The organism is Ruegeria sp. CDSB117 (assembly GCF_059611005.1).
In genome coordinates, this window is sequence record NZ_JBXWOS010000014.1 from 74145 (window position 1) to 90533 (window position 16389).

Annotated in this window: 18 protein-coding genes; 8 read left to right on the top strand and 10 right to left on the bottom strand. The window is 56.9% G+C overall.

From position 1 onward, the window contains the following. Positions 1-4 precede the first annotated feature (4 nt). On the bottom strand, positions 5-1480 hold the full coding sequence (locus tag AC2FJC_RS15380) for a sulfatase family protein (RefSeq protein ID WP_496740163.1): 1476 nt from the start codon (positions 1478-1480) through the stop codon (positions 5-7). 215 nt (positions 1481-1695) lie between these two features. Between AC2FJC_RS15380 and AC2FJC_RS15385 the strand changes: the two genes are divergently transcribed. The 8 genes from AC2FJC_RS15385 (at position 1696) to AC2FJC_RS15420 (ending at position 7834) form a co-directional block, all read left to right on the top strand. Continuing rightward, positions 1696-1971: a DUF6525 family protein gene (locus AC2FJC_RS15385; protein WP_496740164.1), complete on the top strand. Its 276-nt coding sequence runs from the start codon at positions 1696-1698 to the stop codon at positions 1969-1971. Between the two features lie 248 nt (positions 1972-2219). After that, positions 2220-3896: a 30S ribosomal protein S1 gene (gene rpsA / locus AC2FJC_RS15390; protein ID WP_058279471.1), complete on the top strand. Its 1677-nt coding sequence runs from the start codon at positions 2220-2222 to the stop codon at positions 3894-3896. A 271-nt stretch (positions 3897-4167) separates the two neighbouring features. After that, positions 4168-4452, top strand: coding sequence for an integration host factor subunit beta (gene ihfB / locus AC2FJC_RS15395; protein ID WP_037310872.1), 285 nt, complete (start codon positions 4168-4170; stop codon positions 4450-4452). A 7-nt stretch (positions 4453-4459) separates the two neighbouring features. Next, positions 4460-4810 (top strand): lipopolysaccharide assembly protein LapA domain-containing protein, encoded by a 351-nt coding sequence (locus AC2FJC_RS15400; protein WP_496735491.1) that lies wholly within the window; start codon positions 4460-4462, stop codon positions 4808-4810. 11 nt (positions 4811-4821) lie between these two features. Further along, positions 4822-5463 (top strand): phosphoribosylanthranilate isomerase, encoded by a 642-nt coding sequence (locus AC2FJC_RS15405; protein ID WP_496740165.1) that lies wholly within the window; start codon positions 4822-4824, stop codon positions 5461-5463. A gap of 46 nt (positions 5464-5509) precedes the next feature. After that, positions 5510-5845: a hypothetical protein gene (locus AC2FJC_RS15410; protein ID WP_496740166.1), complete on the top strand. Its 336-nt coding sequence runs from the start codon at positions 5510-5512 to the stop codon at positions 5843-5845. Between the two features lie 67 nt (positions 5846-5912). Then, positions 5913-7160 carry a tryptophan synthase subunit beta gene (gene trpB / locus AC2FJC_RS15415; protein ID WP_058273173.1) on the top strand — a complete coding sequence of 416 codons (1248 nt, stop codon included), beginning with the start codon at positions 5913-5915 and terminating at the stop codon, positions 7158-7160. A gap of 50 nt (positions 7161-7210) precedes the next feature. After that, positions 7211-7834 (top strand): class I SAM-dependent methyltransferase, encoded by a 624-nt coding sequence (locus AC2FJC_RS15420; protein ID WP_282170756.1) that lies wholly within the window; start codon positions 7211-7213, stop codon positions 7832-7834. 31 nt (positions 7835-7865) lie between these two features. On the opposite strand, the gene hmuQ is transcribed toward AC2FJC_RS15420, so the two are convergent. The 9 genes from hmuQ to AC2FJC_RS15465 all read right to left on the bottom strand — a co-directional run bounded on the left by hmuQ (position 7866) and on the right by AC2FJC_RS15465 (position 16360). Further along, positions 7866-8186, bottom strand: a complete 321-nt coding sequence (gene hmuQ / locus AC2FJC_RS15425; protein WP_496740167.1) for a heme-degrading protein HmuQ — start codon at positions 8184-8186, stop codon at positions 7866-7868. A gap of 85 nt (positions 8187-8271) precedes the next feature. Further along, positions 8272-8649 carry a DUF2237 family protein gene (locus tag AC2FJC_RS15430; protein ID WP_058279476.1) on the bottom strand — a complete coding sequence of 126 codons (378 nt, stop codon included), beginning with the start codon at positions 8647-8649 and terminating at the stop codon, positions 8272-8274. A gap of 9 nt (positions 8650-8658) precedes the next feature. Further along, positions 8659-9822, bottom strand: a complete 1164-nt coding sequence (locus AC2FJC_RS15435; RefSeq protein WP_496740168.1) for a serine hydrolase domain-containing protein — start codon at positions 9820-9822, stop codon at positions 8659-8661. 82 nt (positions 9823-9904) lie between these two features. Next, on the bottom strand, positions 9905-10585 hold the full coding sequence (gene pth / locus AC2FJC_RS15440; protein ID WP_496740169.1) for an aminoacyl-tRNA hydrolase: 681 nt from the start codon (positions 10583-10585) through the stop codon (positions 9905-9907). Positions 10586-10675: 90 nt separating this feature from the next. After that, positions 10676-12595, bottom strand: coding sequence for a DUF3604 domain-containing protein (locus AC2FJC_RS15445; RefSeq protein WP_496740170.1), 1920 nt, complete (start codon positions 12593-12595; stop codon positions 10676-10678). A 164-nt stretch (positions 12596-12759) separates the two neighbouring features. After that, positions 12760-13416 carry a 50S ribosomal protein L25/general stress protein Ctc gene (locus AC2FJC_RS15450; protein WP_496740171.1) on the bottom strand — a complete coding sequence of 219 codons (657 nt, stop codon included), beginning with the start codon at positions 13414-13416 and terminating at the stop codon, positions 12760-12762. A gap of 266 nt (positions 13417-13682) precedes the next feature. After that, positions 13683-14849 carry an alpha-hydroxy acid oxidase gene (locus AC2FJC_RS15455; protein ID WP_496740172.1) on the bottom strand — a complete coding sequence of 389 codons (1167 nt, stop codon included), beginning with the start codon at positions 14847-14849 and terminating at the stop codon, positions 13683-13685. Positions 14850-15003: 154 nt separating this feature from the next. Beyond that, complete coding sequence (gene trpA / locus AC2FJC_RS15460) at positions 15004-15795, bottom strand: tryptophan synthase subunit alpha (RefSeq protein WP_496740173.1); 792 nt, start codon at positions 15793-15795, stop codon at positions 15004-15006. Positions 15796-15874: 79 nt separating this feature from the next. Continuing rightward, the gene (locus AC2FJC_RS15465; protein WP_058273182.1) at positions 15875-16360 is read right to left on the bottom strand and encodes an acyloxyacyl hydrolase; all 486 of its coding nucleotides are present in this window, start codon (positions 16358-16360) and stop codon (positions 15875-15877) included. Positions 16361-16389: the final 29 nt, after the last annotated feature.

Below are 16389 nucleotides of genomic sequence, written 5' to 3' on the forward strand. Positions count from 1 at the left end.
TGCGCTAAAGCGCGGGTCCTTCACGCAGCTTTTCCTGCTCGGACGGGGTGGGCGTGTGATTGAAGACAAAGGCCGTGCGGCAGGCTTCTTCTCCGCCCAGGTCTTCGATTTTCTTTCGCTGGTCGGCAAAGGCGCGGGCGTTTACCTCTTCGGGGTCACAGATTTCGCGCAGGCGGCGTTCCCCTTCGACCAGCGCAGTCTGAACCTGCGGGTCATTTACCCGATCCAGCGCGCGGTTGGTCTGTTCTTGAGGATCGGTTGACAGGTCGAACAATTGCGGGGGCTGGCCGACATAGTAAACATACTTCCACTTGCCCCATCGCACCATGAAACTGCCGGTTTTTGACCCACCATCGTGGTATTCGCTGAAACCGGTCCGTTCAAGGTCGTCCGGCGCATTGGCCAACCCGATCAGAGACAAGCCGGGCTGACCAGCGTTGCCGTCGTCGTCTTCGACGCCGCAGACGTCCCGGGCGGTTGCAGCGATATCGGTCAGGTTGGTACATGTGGTAACACGTCGCCCCGACGGGATACCCGGGCCGGCCGCGATCATCGGAATTCCTGCACTGGCCTCATACATCACCTGTTTGGTCCAAAACCCCTGATCCCCCATCATGTCACCGTGGTCGGATACATAGATCACCACCGTATTTTCGGCCTGATCACTGTCGGACAGGGCTTTCAGGACGCGCCCCACGCAATCATCCATCAATGAGGTCAGGCCATAATAAGCCGCTTTCGCCTCGCGCATTTTCTGTTCGTCGAAATAGTCACCGTAGTTGAAGAACGCGGCGATGTTGCGAAGCTCTTCATGATCGGGCAGCCCTTTGCCATACCCGACGGGCAGATCCATCTGGGCTGGATCGTAAAGATCGTGCCATTCCTTGGGACAGGTCAGGGGATAGTGTGGGCTGACCAGCGACACAAATGCAGCCCAGGGTTTGGCTTGGCGCGCGGGATCGGCCAGCCAGGCCTCGGCTGCTGCGGTAATGTCCAGATCGTAATCGGTATAGGTGCTGGACCCGACGCCCACATCGCCCGCCAGCTCGGAGGCTGAATCATAGTCTGGTGGGTTTTCGCGCAAAAGCCCAACGGCCCAGCCGACACCTCCAACCACGTGCATCGGCAGGATTTCCTCCGAAAAGCCATTGTCGTCTTCGTTGGACCTGAAATGCAGTTTTCCAATAGAGACGACCTCGCGCCCGGCGTCGCGCACCTGCCTCATCCAGCTGCGCGGGCGCCCGTCATAGGGGGTTGCGCTGTCCCAGTTTCCTGTCGTGTGAACCCAGTCTCCGGTCGCAAGCGCCGCCCGTGTGGGTACGCACATGGGAGAGGGTGTGTAGGCGGACTCAAACATCGTTCCGCGCGCGGCCAGTGCATCCAGATTGGGCGTTTTGACAATCGGATGGCCAGCGCATCCCATTGCGTCTTTGCGGTGTTCGTCTGAAATGATGACGAGAAAGTTCAGGTCTTGACGCATGAAATCCTCCGACTTTTTCAAAGCTTCGCAAGTGGCGCAGACTTTGCTGTTCGAAACACGACATTCTTCGCAGGAATCGGGAGTTGCGCCTAACGAGAGTGGTTGCACATGGTTTTTTCAAATGTAATAACATAGCAAAACTATCGAGTGAGCATGACGATATCCGTTGACACCCGACAGTCTGGGTTCGTGCGTGCCGATGAACGGAGCGCACAATGACTGACCGCAGAAAGAACCGAAACTTGCGCAGCCGGATCAAACGCCGCCGGCGGACGGGAGCGCCAATGCAGGCCTATGATGCGTTGCCTGCCGAATTGCGATGGTGGCTTGCCTCGGCTTGTCTGCCGTGGAGCCCGGCCTCGGCGCTGCGCATTTGGCATAAAGTAGGCGGCGCGCATAATCCAGATGATGCCTGTTCGCGATTGAATGCGATTGAGCAATCTATGTTGCAACGGGACGGGCGCGTTTGGGACATGGCGCGCCGAGTGTGACGGCGGCCGATGCCCTGTATATCAAGGCTTTCCTCTTGCACATGTCGGGAATTCCGCATATACGCGCGCTGTCAACACAAGGGCGGTCAACGTCCGGATGACGTTACTGAGCAGGGCCGGGTCACCTCGGCCCTTTGTGTTTGTTTGCTCAGCGGCGCACCGGGTCACGTCCGATGACACCATGAAACAAGACCGGCGGAGACAACCGCTCGGCCAGTAAAAACGTATGTAAAGGAAAACACTGCCAGATGGCTGATACAACCATGGAGGAATTCGAAGCCCTCCTGAACGAAAGCTTCGAAATGGACACGCCCGAAGAGGGTTCTGTTGTCAAAGGCAAGGTACTGGCGATCGAAGCCGGCCAAGCCATCATCGACGTTGGCTACAAAATGGAAGGCCGCGTTGATCTGAAAGAATTCGCGAATCCCGGCGAAGCTCCTGAAATCGCTGTTGGTGACGAGGTAGAAGTCTACCTGCGCGCCGCAGAAAACGCCCGTGGCGAAGCCGTTATCTCGCGCGAGATGGCCCGCCGTGAAGAGGCATGGGACCGTCTGGAAAAAGCATATGCCGACGACCAGCGCGTCGAAGGTGCAATCTTTGGCCGCGTCAAAGGTGGCTTCACCGTCGATCTGGGTGGCGCAGTTGCGTTCCTGCCCGGCTCGCAGGTTGACGTTCGCCCCGTGCGCGACGCTGGCCCGCTGATGGGTCTGAAGCAGCCGTTCCAGATTCTGAAAATGGACCGCCGCCGTGGCAACATCGTTGTGTCGCGCCGCGCTATCCTGGAAGAATCGCGTGCCGAACAGCGTGCCGAAGTCATTGGCAACCTGACCGAAGGTCAGACCGTCGAAGGCGTGGTCAAGAACATCACCGAATACGGTGCGTTTGTTGACCTGGGCGGCGTTGACGGCCTGCTGCACGTCACTGACATGGCATGGCGTCGTGTGAATCACCCGTCCGAGATCCTGACGATCGGCGAAACCATCAAGGTTCAGGTCATCAAGATCAACAAAGAGACCCACCGCATCAGCCTGGGCATGAAGCAGCTGCAGGAAGATCCATGGGATCTGGTTGCTGCCAAGTATCCGCTGAGCTCGGTCCATCAGGGTCGCGTCACCAACATCACCGACTACGGCGCGTTCGTCGAGCTGGAAGCCGGTGTCGAAGGTCTGGTGCACGTGTCCGAGATGTCCTGGACCAAGAAAAACGTCCACCCCGGCAAGATCGTTTCGACCAGCCAGGAAGTCGACGTCATGGTTCTGGAAATCGACGGCGCCAAGCGTCGCGTGTCTCTGGGCCTGAAGCAGACCATGCGCAACCCGTGGGAAGTGTTTGCAGAAACACACCCCGAGGGCACCGAAGTCGAAGGCGAAGTCAAAAACATCACCGAATTTGGTCTGTTCATTGGCCTCGAAGGCGACATCGACGGCATGGTTCACCTGTCCGACCTGTCGTGGGACGAACGTGGCGAAGATGCGATCCAGAACTACCGCAAAGGCGACATGGTTTCGGCCGTTGTCTCGGAAGTTGACGTGGAAAAAGAGCGTATCTCGCTGTCGATCAAAGCCCTGGGTGGTGACAAGTTCGCAGAAGCCGTTGGCGGCGTGAAGCGCGGTTCGATCATCACTGTCGAAGTCACTGCGATCGAAGATGGCGGCATCGAGGTGGAATACGAAGGCATGAAGTCCTTCATCCGTCGTTCCGACCTGTCGCGTGATCGTGCAGAGCAGCGCCCCGAGCGTTTCTCGGTTAACGACAAGATCGACGTCCGCGTCACTAATGTCGACAGCAAGACTCGCCGTCTGGGTCTGTCGATCAAGGCACGTGAGATCGCCGAAGAGAAAGAGGCCGTGGAACAGTACGGTTCTTCCGACTCGGGCGCATCGCTGGGCGATATCCTGGGTGCAGCGCTGAAATCCGGCGACTAAGCTCAGGTTGGATTTTCAGCCGAGTTTACGGCCCCGTGCAGACGCGCGGGGCCGTTTTTGTTGCGAATCAATATGTTCCAAAATTTGGGCTTATTGCGGCCGTCGTTCACGCTTTAAGAGCGGATTTTGCCTGAACAAGCAAAAAATCGCGCGACTTTGCTGTAAAATGAATGCTTTGCACACAGAGTTTACGTTCCCCCGATCACGGTTTTTTCCTATACTGTCCAGAAGTATAGACATGGTTAACCGGTCGCCTGGGAGGGTAACACTCATGATCCGTTCAGAACTGATTCAGAAAATCGCCGACGAAAACCCACATCTCTATCAGCGTGATGTCGAGCGGATTGTGAATACCGTGTTCGAAGAAGTGACAGATGCTATGGCGCGTGGCGACCGTGTTGAACTGCGCGGCTTCGGTGCCTTCTCGGTCAAACAACGTGACGCGCGTGTTGGCCGCAATCCTCGTACGGGTGAGACCGTGCAGGTCGAAGAAAAATGTGTTCCATTCTTCAAAACTGGCAAGTTGCTAAGGGACCGATTGAACGGTAAAGCCTGACACCATGATGCGTTACCTTCGATATGCTTTCCTGGCGATCCTCGGGATCGTTCTTGTGTCAATCTCGCTGGCCAATCGCCAGATCGTCGAGTTGAAGCTGATGCCGGATGCCCTGGCCGAGTTGCTGGGGCTCAATTTCTCAACGTCTTTGCCACTGTTCATCGTGGTGCTGGGCGGCGTCGTGGCCGGTCTGATCATCGGCTTCCTGTGGGAATGGCTGCGCGAGCATAAACACCGCCGCGATGTCTCGACCAAGACCGGAGAAGTGCGCAAGCTTGAGCGTGAGGTCAAAAAGCTCAAGAAAAAGCAGAATGAGGGCAAAGACGACGTTCTGGCTCTGCTGGACGAAGCCAGCTAAGGCACCTTTATATGACCGATGTAGCTGTAAAAATCTGCGGGCTAACCGCACCCGATCACGTGCGCGCTGCGGCTGATGCCGGTGCACGCTACGTCGGCTTTGTCTTTTTCTCAAAATCGCCACGGCATCTGGACCTTGATGCCGCGGCAGGGCTGTCGCAGCTTGTTCCTGCAGGCGTGGCCAAGGTCGCGCTGACCGTGAATGCGACGGACGAAGAACTGGACCGTATCATCGCACGCGTGCCCTTGGACATGTTGCAATTGCATGGCAAGGAAACACCCCAGCGGGTTTCAGAAGTACGCGACAGGTTTGGCCTGCCGGTGATGAAGGCAATCGGCATCGCCGAGGCTGAGGATCTGAGCGCGATTGATCTGTATTCTGAAGTGGCTGATCAATTGCTGATCGACGCGAAGCCGCCGCGCACCTCCGAACTGCCGGGTGGCAACGGGCTTGCCTTTGACTGGAGATTGCTGGCAGGCCGGAAATACTGGCGAAAGCCGTGGATGCTGGCCGGGGGACTTACTCCGGACAACGTCGCCGAGGCGATCCGTATGACCGGCGCAAAACAGGTTGATGTGTCTTCCGGCGTCGAAAGTTCGCCCGGAGTTAAAGATACCATTAAGATTTCTGAATTCGTATCCGCCGCTCATTGATCTGATCGCTGACCTCCCCCGTATATGACGCTGGGGAGGAACAAAGATGATTGCAGCGATTGGTGGGGTTTCCCTGCAACATTGGTACAATGCGCCAGAGTTCTTTTGGCGGGCCGGGCAAGCGTTGAAGCAGGCGCGAGGGGATGCATTATGCGAGCATGCGCAGATGTTTCCTCACGGTGGGCTCTACTTTTCACTCAGTGTTTGGCAAGACGCCGAGGCCATGCTGACATTTGCCCATTCGGGACCACACAGGCGCGTTCTTGCGGCGTCGGACCGGTTGTCAATCACGCATGAGTTCCACCATTTCTCATGCATCGCGGTGCCGACCGAAGAACAGGCCCTGCGGATATGGAAGCATCGCTATCGACCCACGAAATGATACGTTTTGCCATGGCAAAACCATCCGCTACCTCCTATGAACAACGGGTACGACGAGGGAGACACCCATGGCCAACGATCTTTTCAATTCCTTCATGTCCGGTCCCGACGAACAGGGCCGGTTTGGCATCTTCGGCGGACGGTTTGTCAGCGAAACGCTGATGCCGCTGATCCTGTCGCTGGAAGAGGAGTATGAAAAGGCCAAGGATGATCCGACCTTTTGGGCCGAGATGGACGATCTGTGGGCGAACTATGTGGGTCGCCCCTCGCCGCTGTATTACGCGGAACGCCTGACCGAGCATCTGGGTGGCGCGAAAATCTATCTGAAACGCGACGAATTGAACCACACCGGCGCGCACAAGATTAACAATGTTCTGGGCCAGATCATTCTGGCGCGGCGCATGGGCAAAACCCGGATCATCGCGGAAACCGGGGCAGGGCAGCACGGTGTGGCAACAGCCACCGTCTGCGCCAAGTTCGGCTTGAAATGTGTGGTCTATATGGGTGCACACGATGTTCAGCGTCAGGCACCGAACGTATTCCGTATGCGCCTGTTGGGGGCCGAAGTTATTCCGGTCACCTCAGGTCGTGGAACTCTTAAAGACGCGATGAACGACGCGCTGCGTGACTGGGTGACCAATGTACGTGATACGTTCTATTGCATCGGTACCGTGGCGGGCCCGCACCCGTATCCGGCGATGGTGCGTGATTTCCAGTCGATCATCGGCAAGGAAGCCAAGGAACAGATGCAAAAGGCCGAAGGCCGTTTGCCCGACACGCTTATCGCCGCCATCGGCGGTGGGTCGAATGCGATGGGCCTGTTTTATCCGTTCCTTGACGACAAGAGCGTCAACATCATCGGTGTTGAGGCGGGCGGTAAAGGCGTGAATGAAAAGATGGAACATTGTGCCTCGCTGACCGGCGGTCGTCCGGGTGTGCTGCACGGAAACCGTACCTACCTGCTGCAGGATGATGACGGCCAGATCCTCGAAGGCTATTCGATCTCGGCCGGTCTGGATTACCCTGGTATTGGCCCCGAGCATTCTTGGCTGAATGATATCGGTCGCGCGAACTATGTCTCGATCACCGACAAAGAGGCGCTGGAAGCGTTCCAGCTGTGCTGTGCAACCGAAGGTATCATCCCTGCGTTGGAGCCCAGCCACGCTTTGGCACATGTCATGAAGATCGCGCCTGAACTGCCCAAGGATCACCTGATCTGCATGAACATGTGCGGTCGCGGCGACAAGGACGTTCAGACGGTCGCCAAATACCTGAACTTTGATATGTCCGACACCGAAGGCCGTTCGGCCGGATAACGCGCGCCCGGGGCTTTGCGCCCCGGGTCTTTCATGCCACGCTGCGTGGTATGCAGGACGCGTCCAGTTCAGATAAACTCGCTCAAAAGTACGATGCCGCGGCCCCCGGCTGGGCGGATAAGATGCGTCTGCTGGGCTATTTTGATGCCTATCTGGGGTTTCTGTCGATCGGTTCAGCGGATGATCTAGGCCGGAACGGGCTGGATGTGGGGTGCGGGACAGGTGCTTTTGCCGAGGCACGGGCGGTCATTCAGCCCGAAGGTAAGGTCACACTGCTCGAGCCGTCTGGGAAAATGCTGAAACAGGCCGAGGGTGCGCTGGCCCAAAGGGGCGTTACGACCCAGACTGCCCGATCCCGGTTGGAGGATTTTCCACCAGCCCAGCCTTTTGATTGCGTTCTGGCAGCCCATGTCCTTGAACATTGCGAAAACCCTACCGATGCCCTGCGCCACATGCGCAGGCAGGCCGCGCCAGCGGCAAAGCTGTGGCTGGTCGTCAGCAAACCACACTGGTGCAACGCGATTATCTGGTTTCAATGGCGTCACCGTTCGTACAGACCGCAACAGGTGGCCAAGATGCTTAAGGATGCGGGGTGGGTGTTGGAGGCGGAGCACAGTTTTCCAACTGGCCCGCCCTCGCGCACATCGCGCGGCTATCTGGCCCGCGCCGCGTAAACATCAATCCGGTGTTGGCGACATGGATTGATCAGCTCTGATGCAAAACCGTTTCGAATCCCTCGAACTGAGGTGGTCCGATCAGAGCCGACTGCGTCTTGCCGTTGCCAGCGTTTTTGTGCGCGTCCCGGAATTGTTGGGATTTGGTCCAGGCCGCGAAATCGCTGCGATTGTCCCAAATCACGTGGCTGGAATACAGCCGATACCCGTCGCCCTCGGGGCCTTTCAGAAGGCGGAACTCCTGAAATCCTTGCAGTTCTTTCAACCGGCTTTCGCGGCCTTTCCAAACGGATTCGAAATCGGCTTCGCTGCCCAAACGGACTTTGAAGCGGTTCATGGCGATAAAGCTCATAGCCTACCTCGTTTTTTGACGGTTTCGCGCTTGCTAAACAAAGTGTCGGCTGGCGGGTTTCTTTGATGTCTTTTTACCCCTGAGGTCAATCAGGTTCGACGGCATTTTCGCGTAAGATTCCAATAGGGACGATGTCCAGCGCCTGCTGATGCGTGGCCTCCAGATCAACCTTGGGCGCGCAGCCTTCGTCATGGGCCTGCAGGAAACGCCCGGCACACAGGCACCAGTTGTCACCGGGCTTGAGACCGGGAAAATCGAACTCGGGGCGCGGTGTGCTGAGGTCATTGCCAACATACTTGGAATAGGCCAGAAACTCGGCCGTCATGACCGCGCAGACCGTGTGACTGCCCTGATCTTCGGCGCAGGTGTTACAGGCCCCGTCCCGAAAAAAACCGGTCTGTGGATCGCGGGAGCAGGGGGCAAGGACGCCCCCCAGAACGTTTATGCTGTCCAGTTTTTGCATGGGCACACCTTACAGGCTTTGGGCGATTGTGCGGAACATTTCTATGTTTGTTTCGTTGACGCCATCGTCACGGAAACTGCGATCAGCCCCGGTTGAAACGATAACCACACCGCGCGGTTGGTCGAAATAGATGTACTGACCATAAACGCCACGGGCCAGAAACTCGCCTTCATGCGCGCCGACGGGGATCCACCACTGGTAGCCATACCCGATCTCTCCGGCTTCGGTCGGGGCGCTCGGAAAAACGGATTCCGCAATCCATTCGGCGGGCACGATCTGCTGGCCATTATGCTCGCCGTTTTGCAGGATCATCTGTCCAAACCGGGCAAAGTCGCGAGTAGTGAAGTTCAACCCGCCCAAGACGAAAGCCACGCCAGCACCGTCGGTGACATAGTAGCCGTCGCGTTCAAGGCCCAGAGGTTCAATGATCTTTTCGGTCAGCAAGTCAGCCACAGACCGATCCGTCGCACCGCGAACAACCATGCCGATAACGTGTGTGTCGATCGAGACATATTGCCATGTCTCGCCGGGCTCGACGAAGGTTTCGTTCAGCGAGGCGGCAAAGTCATCCAGCTCTCCACCCAGGGCGACGACGCGACCCATTCGGTTGATGTCGGAGTTGTAGTCCAGATAGTCCTCGTCGAAGGTCACACCGCTGGCCATGTTCAGAACATTGCGGATCGTTGCGCCGTCATAAGCGGTGCCCTGCAGTTTCGGGGCGTATTTGACCACCGGATCGTCCAGCGAGTCGATGGCGCCTTCGGCCATCAGGATGCCGAACAGGGCGGACAGATAGCTTTTGGCGACCGACCAGGATATCCGGCGATCCTCGGGGGCGGTCCCCAAATAGTATTCTTCGAACCTGATCTGCCCGTCCTGCATCACCAGCAAAGAGGTTACAGCCCGGTCTTCGACCCATTTGTCCGTGCCCTCGGGCAGGTCAAAACCGGGGCCGTAGGGCAGTTCGAATGTCGCGCCTTCCCCCCTTGGCAGGTCGACGGTCAGAAAAGCGTCATTCATATGAGAGAAGTTGTGAACGATCTTTTCTTCGGAAAACAAAGAGTTCACAGCCATCAGGCGCTTAATTTCTTCGCGCTTCCAAAAGCCAACGACCACCGCAGCCAGCACCAACATCAAAACGATGCGCAGCACCCATTTGATCAGGGTTCGCATATGTCTCCTCCCTCTTTCGTACCGCTTTGGAGCGCGGACGGGCGCAGTTCGCAATTGAGACGTAGCGGCAACGTCGCTGGTCCTATTTGAACTTATCCATCAGTTTTTGCATGGCTGACCTGTTGTCGGTCTCGGGTTTCGGTGCGGGTTTGGGGGTGGTTCTTACTTCGCTTGCAGTGGTTTTCGATGAACGCGGTGGTGCGGTCCGCAATGCGACCGCGTTCATGAATTTGCCTCCATCGCCATTGGCCAGATGGCCGGCACCGTCGGATACGCCTCGCAGCACGTCCTCCAGCCAATCCGCATCCACCTTGGCAAAATCGCTCAGGACGTAGGGCGAGACCATTTCCTTGCGTCCCGGGTGCCCGATGCCCAGACGAACCCGATCATAGGCAGGGCTGATATGTTCGTGGATCGACCGCAACCCGTTGTGCCCGGCGTGACCTCCACCCGCTTTGACGCGGACCTTGCCCGGGGAAAGATCCAGCTCATCGTGAAAAACGGTTACATCGGTCGAGTCCAGTTTATAAAACCGCATGGCCTCGCCCACGGATTGTCCGGAACGGTTCATGAAGGTTTGCGGTTTAACCAAAAGCACTTTTTCTGAACCCAGCCGCCCTTCAGCAATTTCCGCCTGAAACTTGGATTTCCACGGACCGAATCCGTGATCGTCGGCAATTCTGTCCAGTGCCATGAACCCGATATTGTGCCGGTTCCGGGCGTATTTCTGCCCCGGATTTCCCAGTCCGACAAAAAGTTTCATGACTCTGCTCTGCGCCTCCTAGTAGGACTTGCCCCTCATGCCCCGAAATGGATCGAAAATCCAGTGATGGCAAGGTGCAAAAGACGAGCTTCAGCCTTTGGGCGTGTACCAGATCGGAGAGGTATAGGCGCGTTCGGTTGTGGTCATCGGCACGTCGGCATCCATCTGGACGTTGAACCTTTTGGCCTCATAGGCCGTCCAGCGCGGCGTCGGGATTTCGATGACGCGGACATAGTAGAAGGCCCGCTGCGACGGGTCGAAATCCGGGTCCTGCCAATAGGTGATCAATTCCGGTGCACCAATTGTGTTGGTCCAAGTCGCGTTTCCCACATCGACCGTGTTCCCGACCAAAGGCAATTTGCCGTCTGCGTCGGGCACACGATCTCCGCCCCATGCCACGTCATAGACCTTTTCTCCGCGCGTCCCGTCTGCGTTCAGCCACCCTTTGATGACCTGTACACGGTCGAGATTGCCGCTATAGGGGTCTTTCAGCGCTGCGATCAGGAAATTCGGTGCACCGTCGCCGGTTCTGGCGGGTAGATCCGAACCCATCGGTACGCCCTTAGCGTAGCCAAGATCGGCAGGCAGGCGAGACAGAGCATCTTCTTCTGCAAAATCCCAGCCGCCGAAGAACCGCACCAGCATACGTGAACCGGTGGTGCCGTAGACCTCGCGCCGCTCGAGCGCGTCAAAGATCGCCTCGCGGGTGTTCTCCATGGCCCAAACAGCAGCATATCCACCCGAGGCCTGTTTCCAGCCATAGATTGAGAACTCAGGGTCGGGGGCTTCGATAACCAAATGTTCCCAGCGGTTTGGCTCCGGTTCCACGCCGGAATGCTTGCCAAAGAAGTTCTCCTCTTCCACGGCTGCCATGCCAGTATGCGCGTCAGTCGAACCAATCTGACCGACCTTGTAAGGGTTGATGCCCAGTTGTTCTTCCAGCATCAGACCGGTTTTGTAGGCCTCGCGGGAATACTCGTATTGCAACATGTCCTGAGTTTTGGCTTCGGTCCCGTTCAGGTTTGACGCGTCCCACGTGTCAAAATCCGCGAATTCGTCATCGGGGCTGAGAAACGGATGCGCTTCACTGTCACCTTTGATCTGCGTAGTTTCGATGACCGGTTCGAACCGCGCACGCAGGCGCGCGTTTTCTTCCGATAAGGGCGTCCCGTCAAAGTTCGAAACTGAAAACAAGCGACCATTGGACAGGTTGCCATTATGGGGAATTGCAAGCACGTCACCGCCTGTCCGATCCTCATAGTCGGCCAGGTGTGCCCATAGGTCTTCAGGGTTCTTACTGTCGAATTGCGAGAACGGAAGTACCTGATTGGCGTTGGCCGCAGCATCCCGGAAGATCACGTTGCGGTGGATGTTGTCTCCGCCCTCAGACGTCCACTCGTAACCGATCAGAGCAGTAAAGACGCCGGGCTCGTTGTACTGATCCGCTAGGGCCGTATAGTTCTGCCAAGCGTCTTTGATGGCTTTGGGATTGTCGATCGGGGGTTCATTCCCGGACAACGACGCCACGATTTCCATAGCGGTGGCAAAGACAACATCGTTGTCGTTGCTGGTAAGCGCGTCGTACCAGGCTTTGCCTTGCGGGGTCGACAGAACATTCTGATCCCCGCCAAGTAACTGGGGCATTAGCCCGTACATTTCGGCATGGTCCGAAATTACAAGCCAATCCAGTGGCCGCGAAAGCTTTGCCTGCAATCCATGCGTCGTAGTGATTTCGTGGCCGCGTGCAAACCGAAACGCGTCCTCTTGACTGAGACGGGTCATGGTTCCGGCATCAACGGACACCTGGGTATGAAGATGTGTGTCACCCCAAAGCGGTCGGGTCGGAAAGTTTCTACCGGCATATGGTGAGAAATGATCTGACGTGAAACGTTCAGCAACGTCATCCTTACTGGGCAGAGTGTCCTGCACTTGCGCAGTGACCGAAGATCCGAAACCGACGCTGACGGCCATTGAAATTAGGGCTGGTAGAAAATTTGATTGGGGTCTCATGATCGCGGGCTCCACTGAACTATTCGATGGGCTTGTGGCATTCCAATTGGGCCACTGGCAGCGAACTTAGCACAGTCTGCGATCAAATGCGAAAATGTGCATTTGAAACAAAAACGGGGCTCCGATGGAACCCCGTTTCAAATTCAGTACAGTTAAGCCTGAACTTATTCTTCAGCTTCCTGGCCGACGACTTCAACTTCGTCTGCGGCCACTTCTGCTTCTTCACCTTCTTCATCGTCGCTGGTCGCCAGACCGGTCGGTGCCGAGACGTTCGCGATCACGAAGTCACGATCGATGGTCGGCTTGGTGCCCGCGGGCAGATCGACCGACGAAATGGTGACAACGTCGTTGATGTTCATTCCGGTCACGTCAACAACGATTTTCTCAGGAATATCACCTGCGGTGCACATCAATTCGACTTCCGGACGGACAACGGTCAGAACGCCGCCCTTCTTGATGCCGGGTGCTTCTTCTTCGTTGATGAACTCAACCGGGATGAACAGCGCGATTTTGGTGGTCCGACGCAGACGCATCAGATCCAGGTGGGTCGGCAGGTCTTTGACGACGTCACGCTGAACGTCGCGGCAGATGACGCGGACGTCTTCCTGGCCTTCAACTTTCAGGTTCCACAGGGTCGACTTGAACCGGCCAGCTTTCAGGCGCTTGAACAGTTCGTTGAACGGGATCTGAATCGGCAGCGGTTCTTTGTCGCCACCAAATACAATGCCCGGAACCATGCCGTCGCGGCGTGCCTGACGAGCGGCGCCCTTGCCTGTCCCCGTCCGTTCCAGAGCTACGAGATCAGGAATCTCTCCAGCCATGATAATTCTCCAATGTTAGGGCGGGCATCCTCCAAGGCTGTATGCCCGCGTGAAGCCGCGTCCTTAGCTTGAATTGTCAGGTTTGAAAAGGGGTTTTTCGCGGTCTTCATACTTTGCGAGGCTCTGCCTTGCGCTCCGGGATATCTGGGGCCAGATGAAGATGGGATCCCGTGCTTCATCTGGCAGAAAATATCCCGGGGGATTCGCAGCTTGCTGCGGTGGGGCAGAGCCCCCTTTAACATGTTTTGCTGGAAGGTTTTGCGAGATCAGGCTTGCCATCGGCCGCCGAAACCCTCGGGGATCAGCAGGTTGTGACGACCCAGACTGCTCACATTCCGCTCGCCGCACAGGGCCATCGTGGTATCCAGCTCTTTGTGGATGATATCCAGCGCAGTCGTGACACCTTGTTGGCCCATCGCACCCAGCCCATAGACAAAAGCGCGACCGATGTAAGTACCCTTGGCCCCAAGTGCCAGCGCTTTGAGAACGTCCTGCCCGGACCGTATGCCACTGTCCAGATGGACTTCGACGTCATCACCTACGGCGTCCATGATTTCAGGCAAGACACGGATCGAACTGAGCGCCCCGTCCAACTGCCGCCCGCCGTGGTTTGAAACAACGATGGCATCTGCGCCCAGTTTAGCTGCCATCCTGGCGTCCTCGGCATCCAGAATGCCCTTCAGGATCACCTTGCCGCCCCATTGCTCCATCAGCTTTTCAACCTTTTTCCAATCGAGGCTGGGGTCGAATTGCTCGGCCGTCCACGCGCCCAGCGATGAGGCGTCAGAAACGCCCTCGGCATGACCAACGATATTGCCAAATTCGCGCCGATGTGCGCCCAGCATTTCTATCCCCCAAGCCCATTTGGTCATGAGGTTTGCGATTGTCTTGGCTGTCAGTTTCGGAGGCGCGGACAAGCCATTTTTCAGATCTTTGTGGCGCTGCCCCAGAATTTGCAGGTCCAGGGTGATCACCAATGCCGAACATTTGGCATCCTTGGCGCGCTGGATCAGGCGACCGACGTAATCCTGATCCTTCATAGCATAAAGCTGGAACCAAAAGGGTTTGCTTGTATGCCCTGCGACATCCTCGATCGAATTGATCGACATGGTCGACAGGGTGAAGGGCACACCGAACTCCTCGGCAGCCTTTGCTGCCTTCATCTCACCGTCCGCGTGCTGCATGCCTGTCAGGCCAACTGGGGCCAGAGCCACCGGCATCGCAACATCCTGCCCGATCATCTGCGTTGCAGTCGAGCGCCCGTCCATGTCCACGGCGACCCGCTGGCGCAGCCTGATATCTTCGAAATCCGAGCTGTTCTCGCGGAAGGTTTGTTCGGTCCAACTGCCGCTTTCGGCATAGTCGAAAAACATGCGCGGCACGCGGCGTTCGTAGATGCGTTTCAGGTCGTCGATATTGGTAATAACGGGCATTTGTTTCGGCCTTCGCAGGATTGGTTCTTTTTGTTTACCAACCATTTGAGGCCCTCGCAACGCCGAGACTTTGCGATGCGACGCCATGTATTCCGGGCAAGAAAAAAACGCGGCCGGACAGGGCCGACCGCGTTGAAAATTGATCAGGTCTCGATCAGGCTGAGTGTGCGCCGTCAGCCAGAGATTTCACGAAATCCAATACTTCGCCGGTGGGCTTGCCCGCAGCGATCTGGCTGACGATAGCAGAGCCGACCACTGCACCATCAGCAACAGTTGCGATTGCCTGTGATTTTTCAGGTGTATTGATTCCGAACCCGACGATCACTGGTAAATCGGTTGCGGATTTGATGCGGGCGACCTCGGGGCCAACATTTGTAGCTTGGGCTTCGGCCGCACCGGTAATGCCGGTGATTGACACGTAATACACAAAACCCGATGTGTTCTGCAGAACGCGCGGCAGGCGTTTGTCATCGGTTGTTGGCGTGGCCAGACGGATAAAGTTCAGACCTGCAGCTTGTGCGGGCAGGCATAGCTCTTCATCTTCTTCTGGTGGCAGGTCGACGACGATCAGACCGTCAATGCCGACCTCTTTGGCATCTGCAAGGAACTTATCGACGCCGCGGTTATAGATCGGGTTGTAGTAGCCCATCAGCACAATCGGAGTGGTATCGTCGGTCTCGCGGAAGGCGCGGGCCAGATCCAAGGTTCGCTGCAAGGTCATTCCACCGTCCAGTGCGCGTTGACCGGCGGCTTGGATCGTCGGGCCGTCTGCCATTGGATCGGTAAAGGGCAGGCCCAGTTCGATGACGTCGACACCTGCGCCGGGCAGGCCCTTTACGATTTCAAGCGAGGTTTCGAATTCCGGGTCACCGGCCATGATGTAGGCGACGAACGCCTTCTTTCCCTGTTCTTTCAGAGAGGCGAACTTGGCGTCGATACGGGTCATAAGCTGTCCTTGCAATCAGGTTCAGACCTGATGTGCAGAAACTTTGAAAAGAAATCAATCCCGGTTCGCAGCGCAGCCCCTAGAACGCAAGGTGGTATCGCAGCAGCACAGAATTGACGCCCGGGTTTTCTTGTTGCGTGCTTGCATTGGATTTATGCGTAATCGCCACCGAGACTTTGTTGCCGCTGTTCAGCGTATAACCGACGCCCAACAGGCTGCGGATCTGGAAACTGCCGCCCAGGTCGTTCAGTTCCTCTGATTCAGAGAAATAGCCGGGCATGACGCTGCCCTCTACGAACCAGCGTTCAGCGAAAGTATATGTACCGATCAGGCCAGCACCCACATGGACGTCACCGGCTTCGTCCACGGTCAGCGCACCGCCCCATGTCGCGGACAGGCGTGTAGCCTCGTAGAAAGGGCGGTGATGGTATTCGACCGAAAAGGCGGCCTGGTCTTTAGCGTCACTTTCGGAAAAATCTGCATATCCGGCACCGAAGACAACTGATTGCGCGTGTGCGGAGGTCGCGGCGAAAAGAACCCCAAGGGCAAGAACGAAAGATCTCATGTCAGCATTCACTATTCAATTTTTCTAAA

Bases quoted from the DNA above. Each gene is read 5' to 3' on its own strand.
- AC2FJC_RS15435 (WP_496740168.1), bottom strand. From the start codon at position 9,822: ATGCGAACCCTGATCAAATGGGTGCTGCGCATCGTTTTGATGTTGGTG.
- AC2FJC_RS15450 (WP_496740171.1), bottom strand. From the start codon at position 13,416: ATGGCTGGAGAGATTCCTGATCTCGTAGCTCTGGAACGGACGGGGACA.
- AC2FJC_RS15405 (WP_496740165.1), top strand. From the start codon at position 4,822: ATGACCGATGTAGCTGTAAAAATCTGCGGGCTAACCGCACCCGATCAC.
- AC2FJC_RS15420 (WP_282170756.1), top strand. From the start codon at position 7,211: ATGCAGGACGCGTCCAGTTCAGATAAACTCGCTCAAAAGTACGATGCC.
- rpsA (WP_058279471.1), top strand. From the start codon at position 2,220: ATGGCTGATACAACCATGGAGGAATTCGAAGCCCTCCTGAACGAAAGC.
- AC2FJC_RS15455 (WP_496740172.1), bottom strand. From the start codon at position 14,849: ATGCCCGTTATTACCAATATCGACGACCTGAAACGCATCTACGAACGC.
- AC2FJC_RS15380 (WP_496740163.1), bottom strand. From the start codon at position 1,480: ATGCGTCAAGACCTGAACTTTCTCGTCATCATTTCAGACGAACACCGC.
- trpA (WP_496740173.1), bottom strand. From the start codon at position 15,795: ATGACCCGTATCGACGCCAAGTTCGCCTCTCTGAAAGAACAGGGAAAG.
- pth (WP_496740169.1), bottom strand. From the start codon at position 10,585: ATGAAACTTTTTGTCGGACTGGGAAATCCGGGGCAGAAATACGCCCGG.
- AC2FJC_RS15385 (WP_496740164.1), top strand. From the start codon at position 1,696: ATGACTGACCGCAGAAAGAACCGAAACTTGCGCAGCCGGATCAAACGC.
- AC2FJC_RS15430 (WP_058279476.1), bottom strand. From the start codon at position 8,649: ATGCAAAAACTGGACAGCATAAACGTTCTGGGGGGCGTCCTTGCCCCC.
- AC2FJC_RS15410 (WP_496740166.1), top strand. From the start codon at position 5,510: ATGATTGCAGCGATTGGTGGGGTTTCCCTGCAACATTGGTACAATGCG.
- AC2FJC_RS15445 (WP_496740170.1), bottom strand. From the start codon at position 12,595: ATGAGACCCCAATCAAATTTTCTACCAGCCCTAATTTCAATGGCCGTC.
- AC2FJC_RS15400 (WP_496735491.1), top strand. From the start codon at position 4,460: ATGCGTTACCTTCGATATGCTTTCCTGGCGATCCTCGGGATCGTTCTT.
- trpB (WP_058273173.1), top strand. From the start codon at position 5,913: ATGGCCAACGATCTTTTCAATTCCTTCATGTCCGGTCCCGACGAACAG.
- AC2FJC_RS15465 (WP_058273182.1), bottom strand. From the start codon at position 16,360: ATGAGATCTTTCGTTCTTGCCCTTGGGGTTCTTTTCGCCGCGACCTCC.
- hmuQ (WP_496740167.1), bottom strand. From the start codon at position 8,186: ATGAGCTTTATCGCCATGAACCGCTTCAAAGTCCGTTTGGGCAGCGAA.
- ihfB (WP_037310872.1), top strand. From the start codon at position 4,168: ATGATCCGTTCAGAACTGATTCAGAAAATCGCCGACGAAAACCCACAT.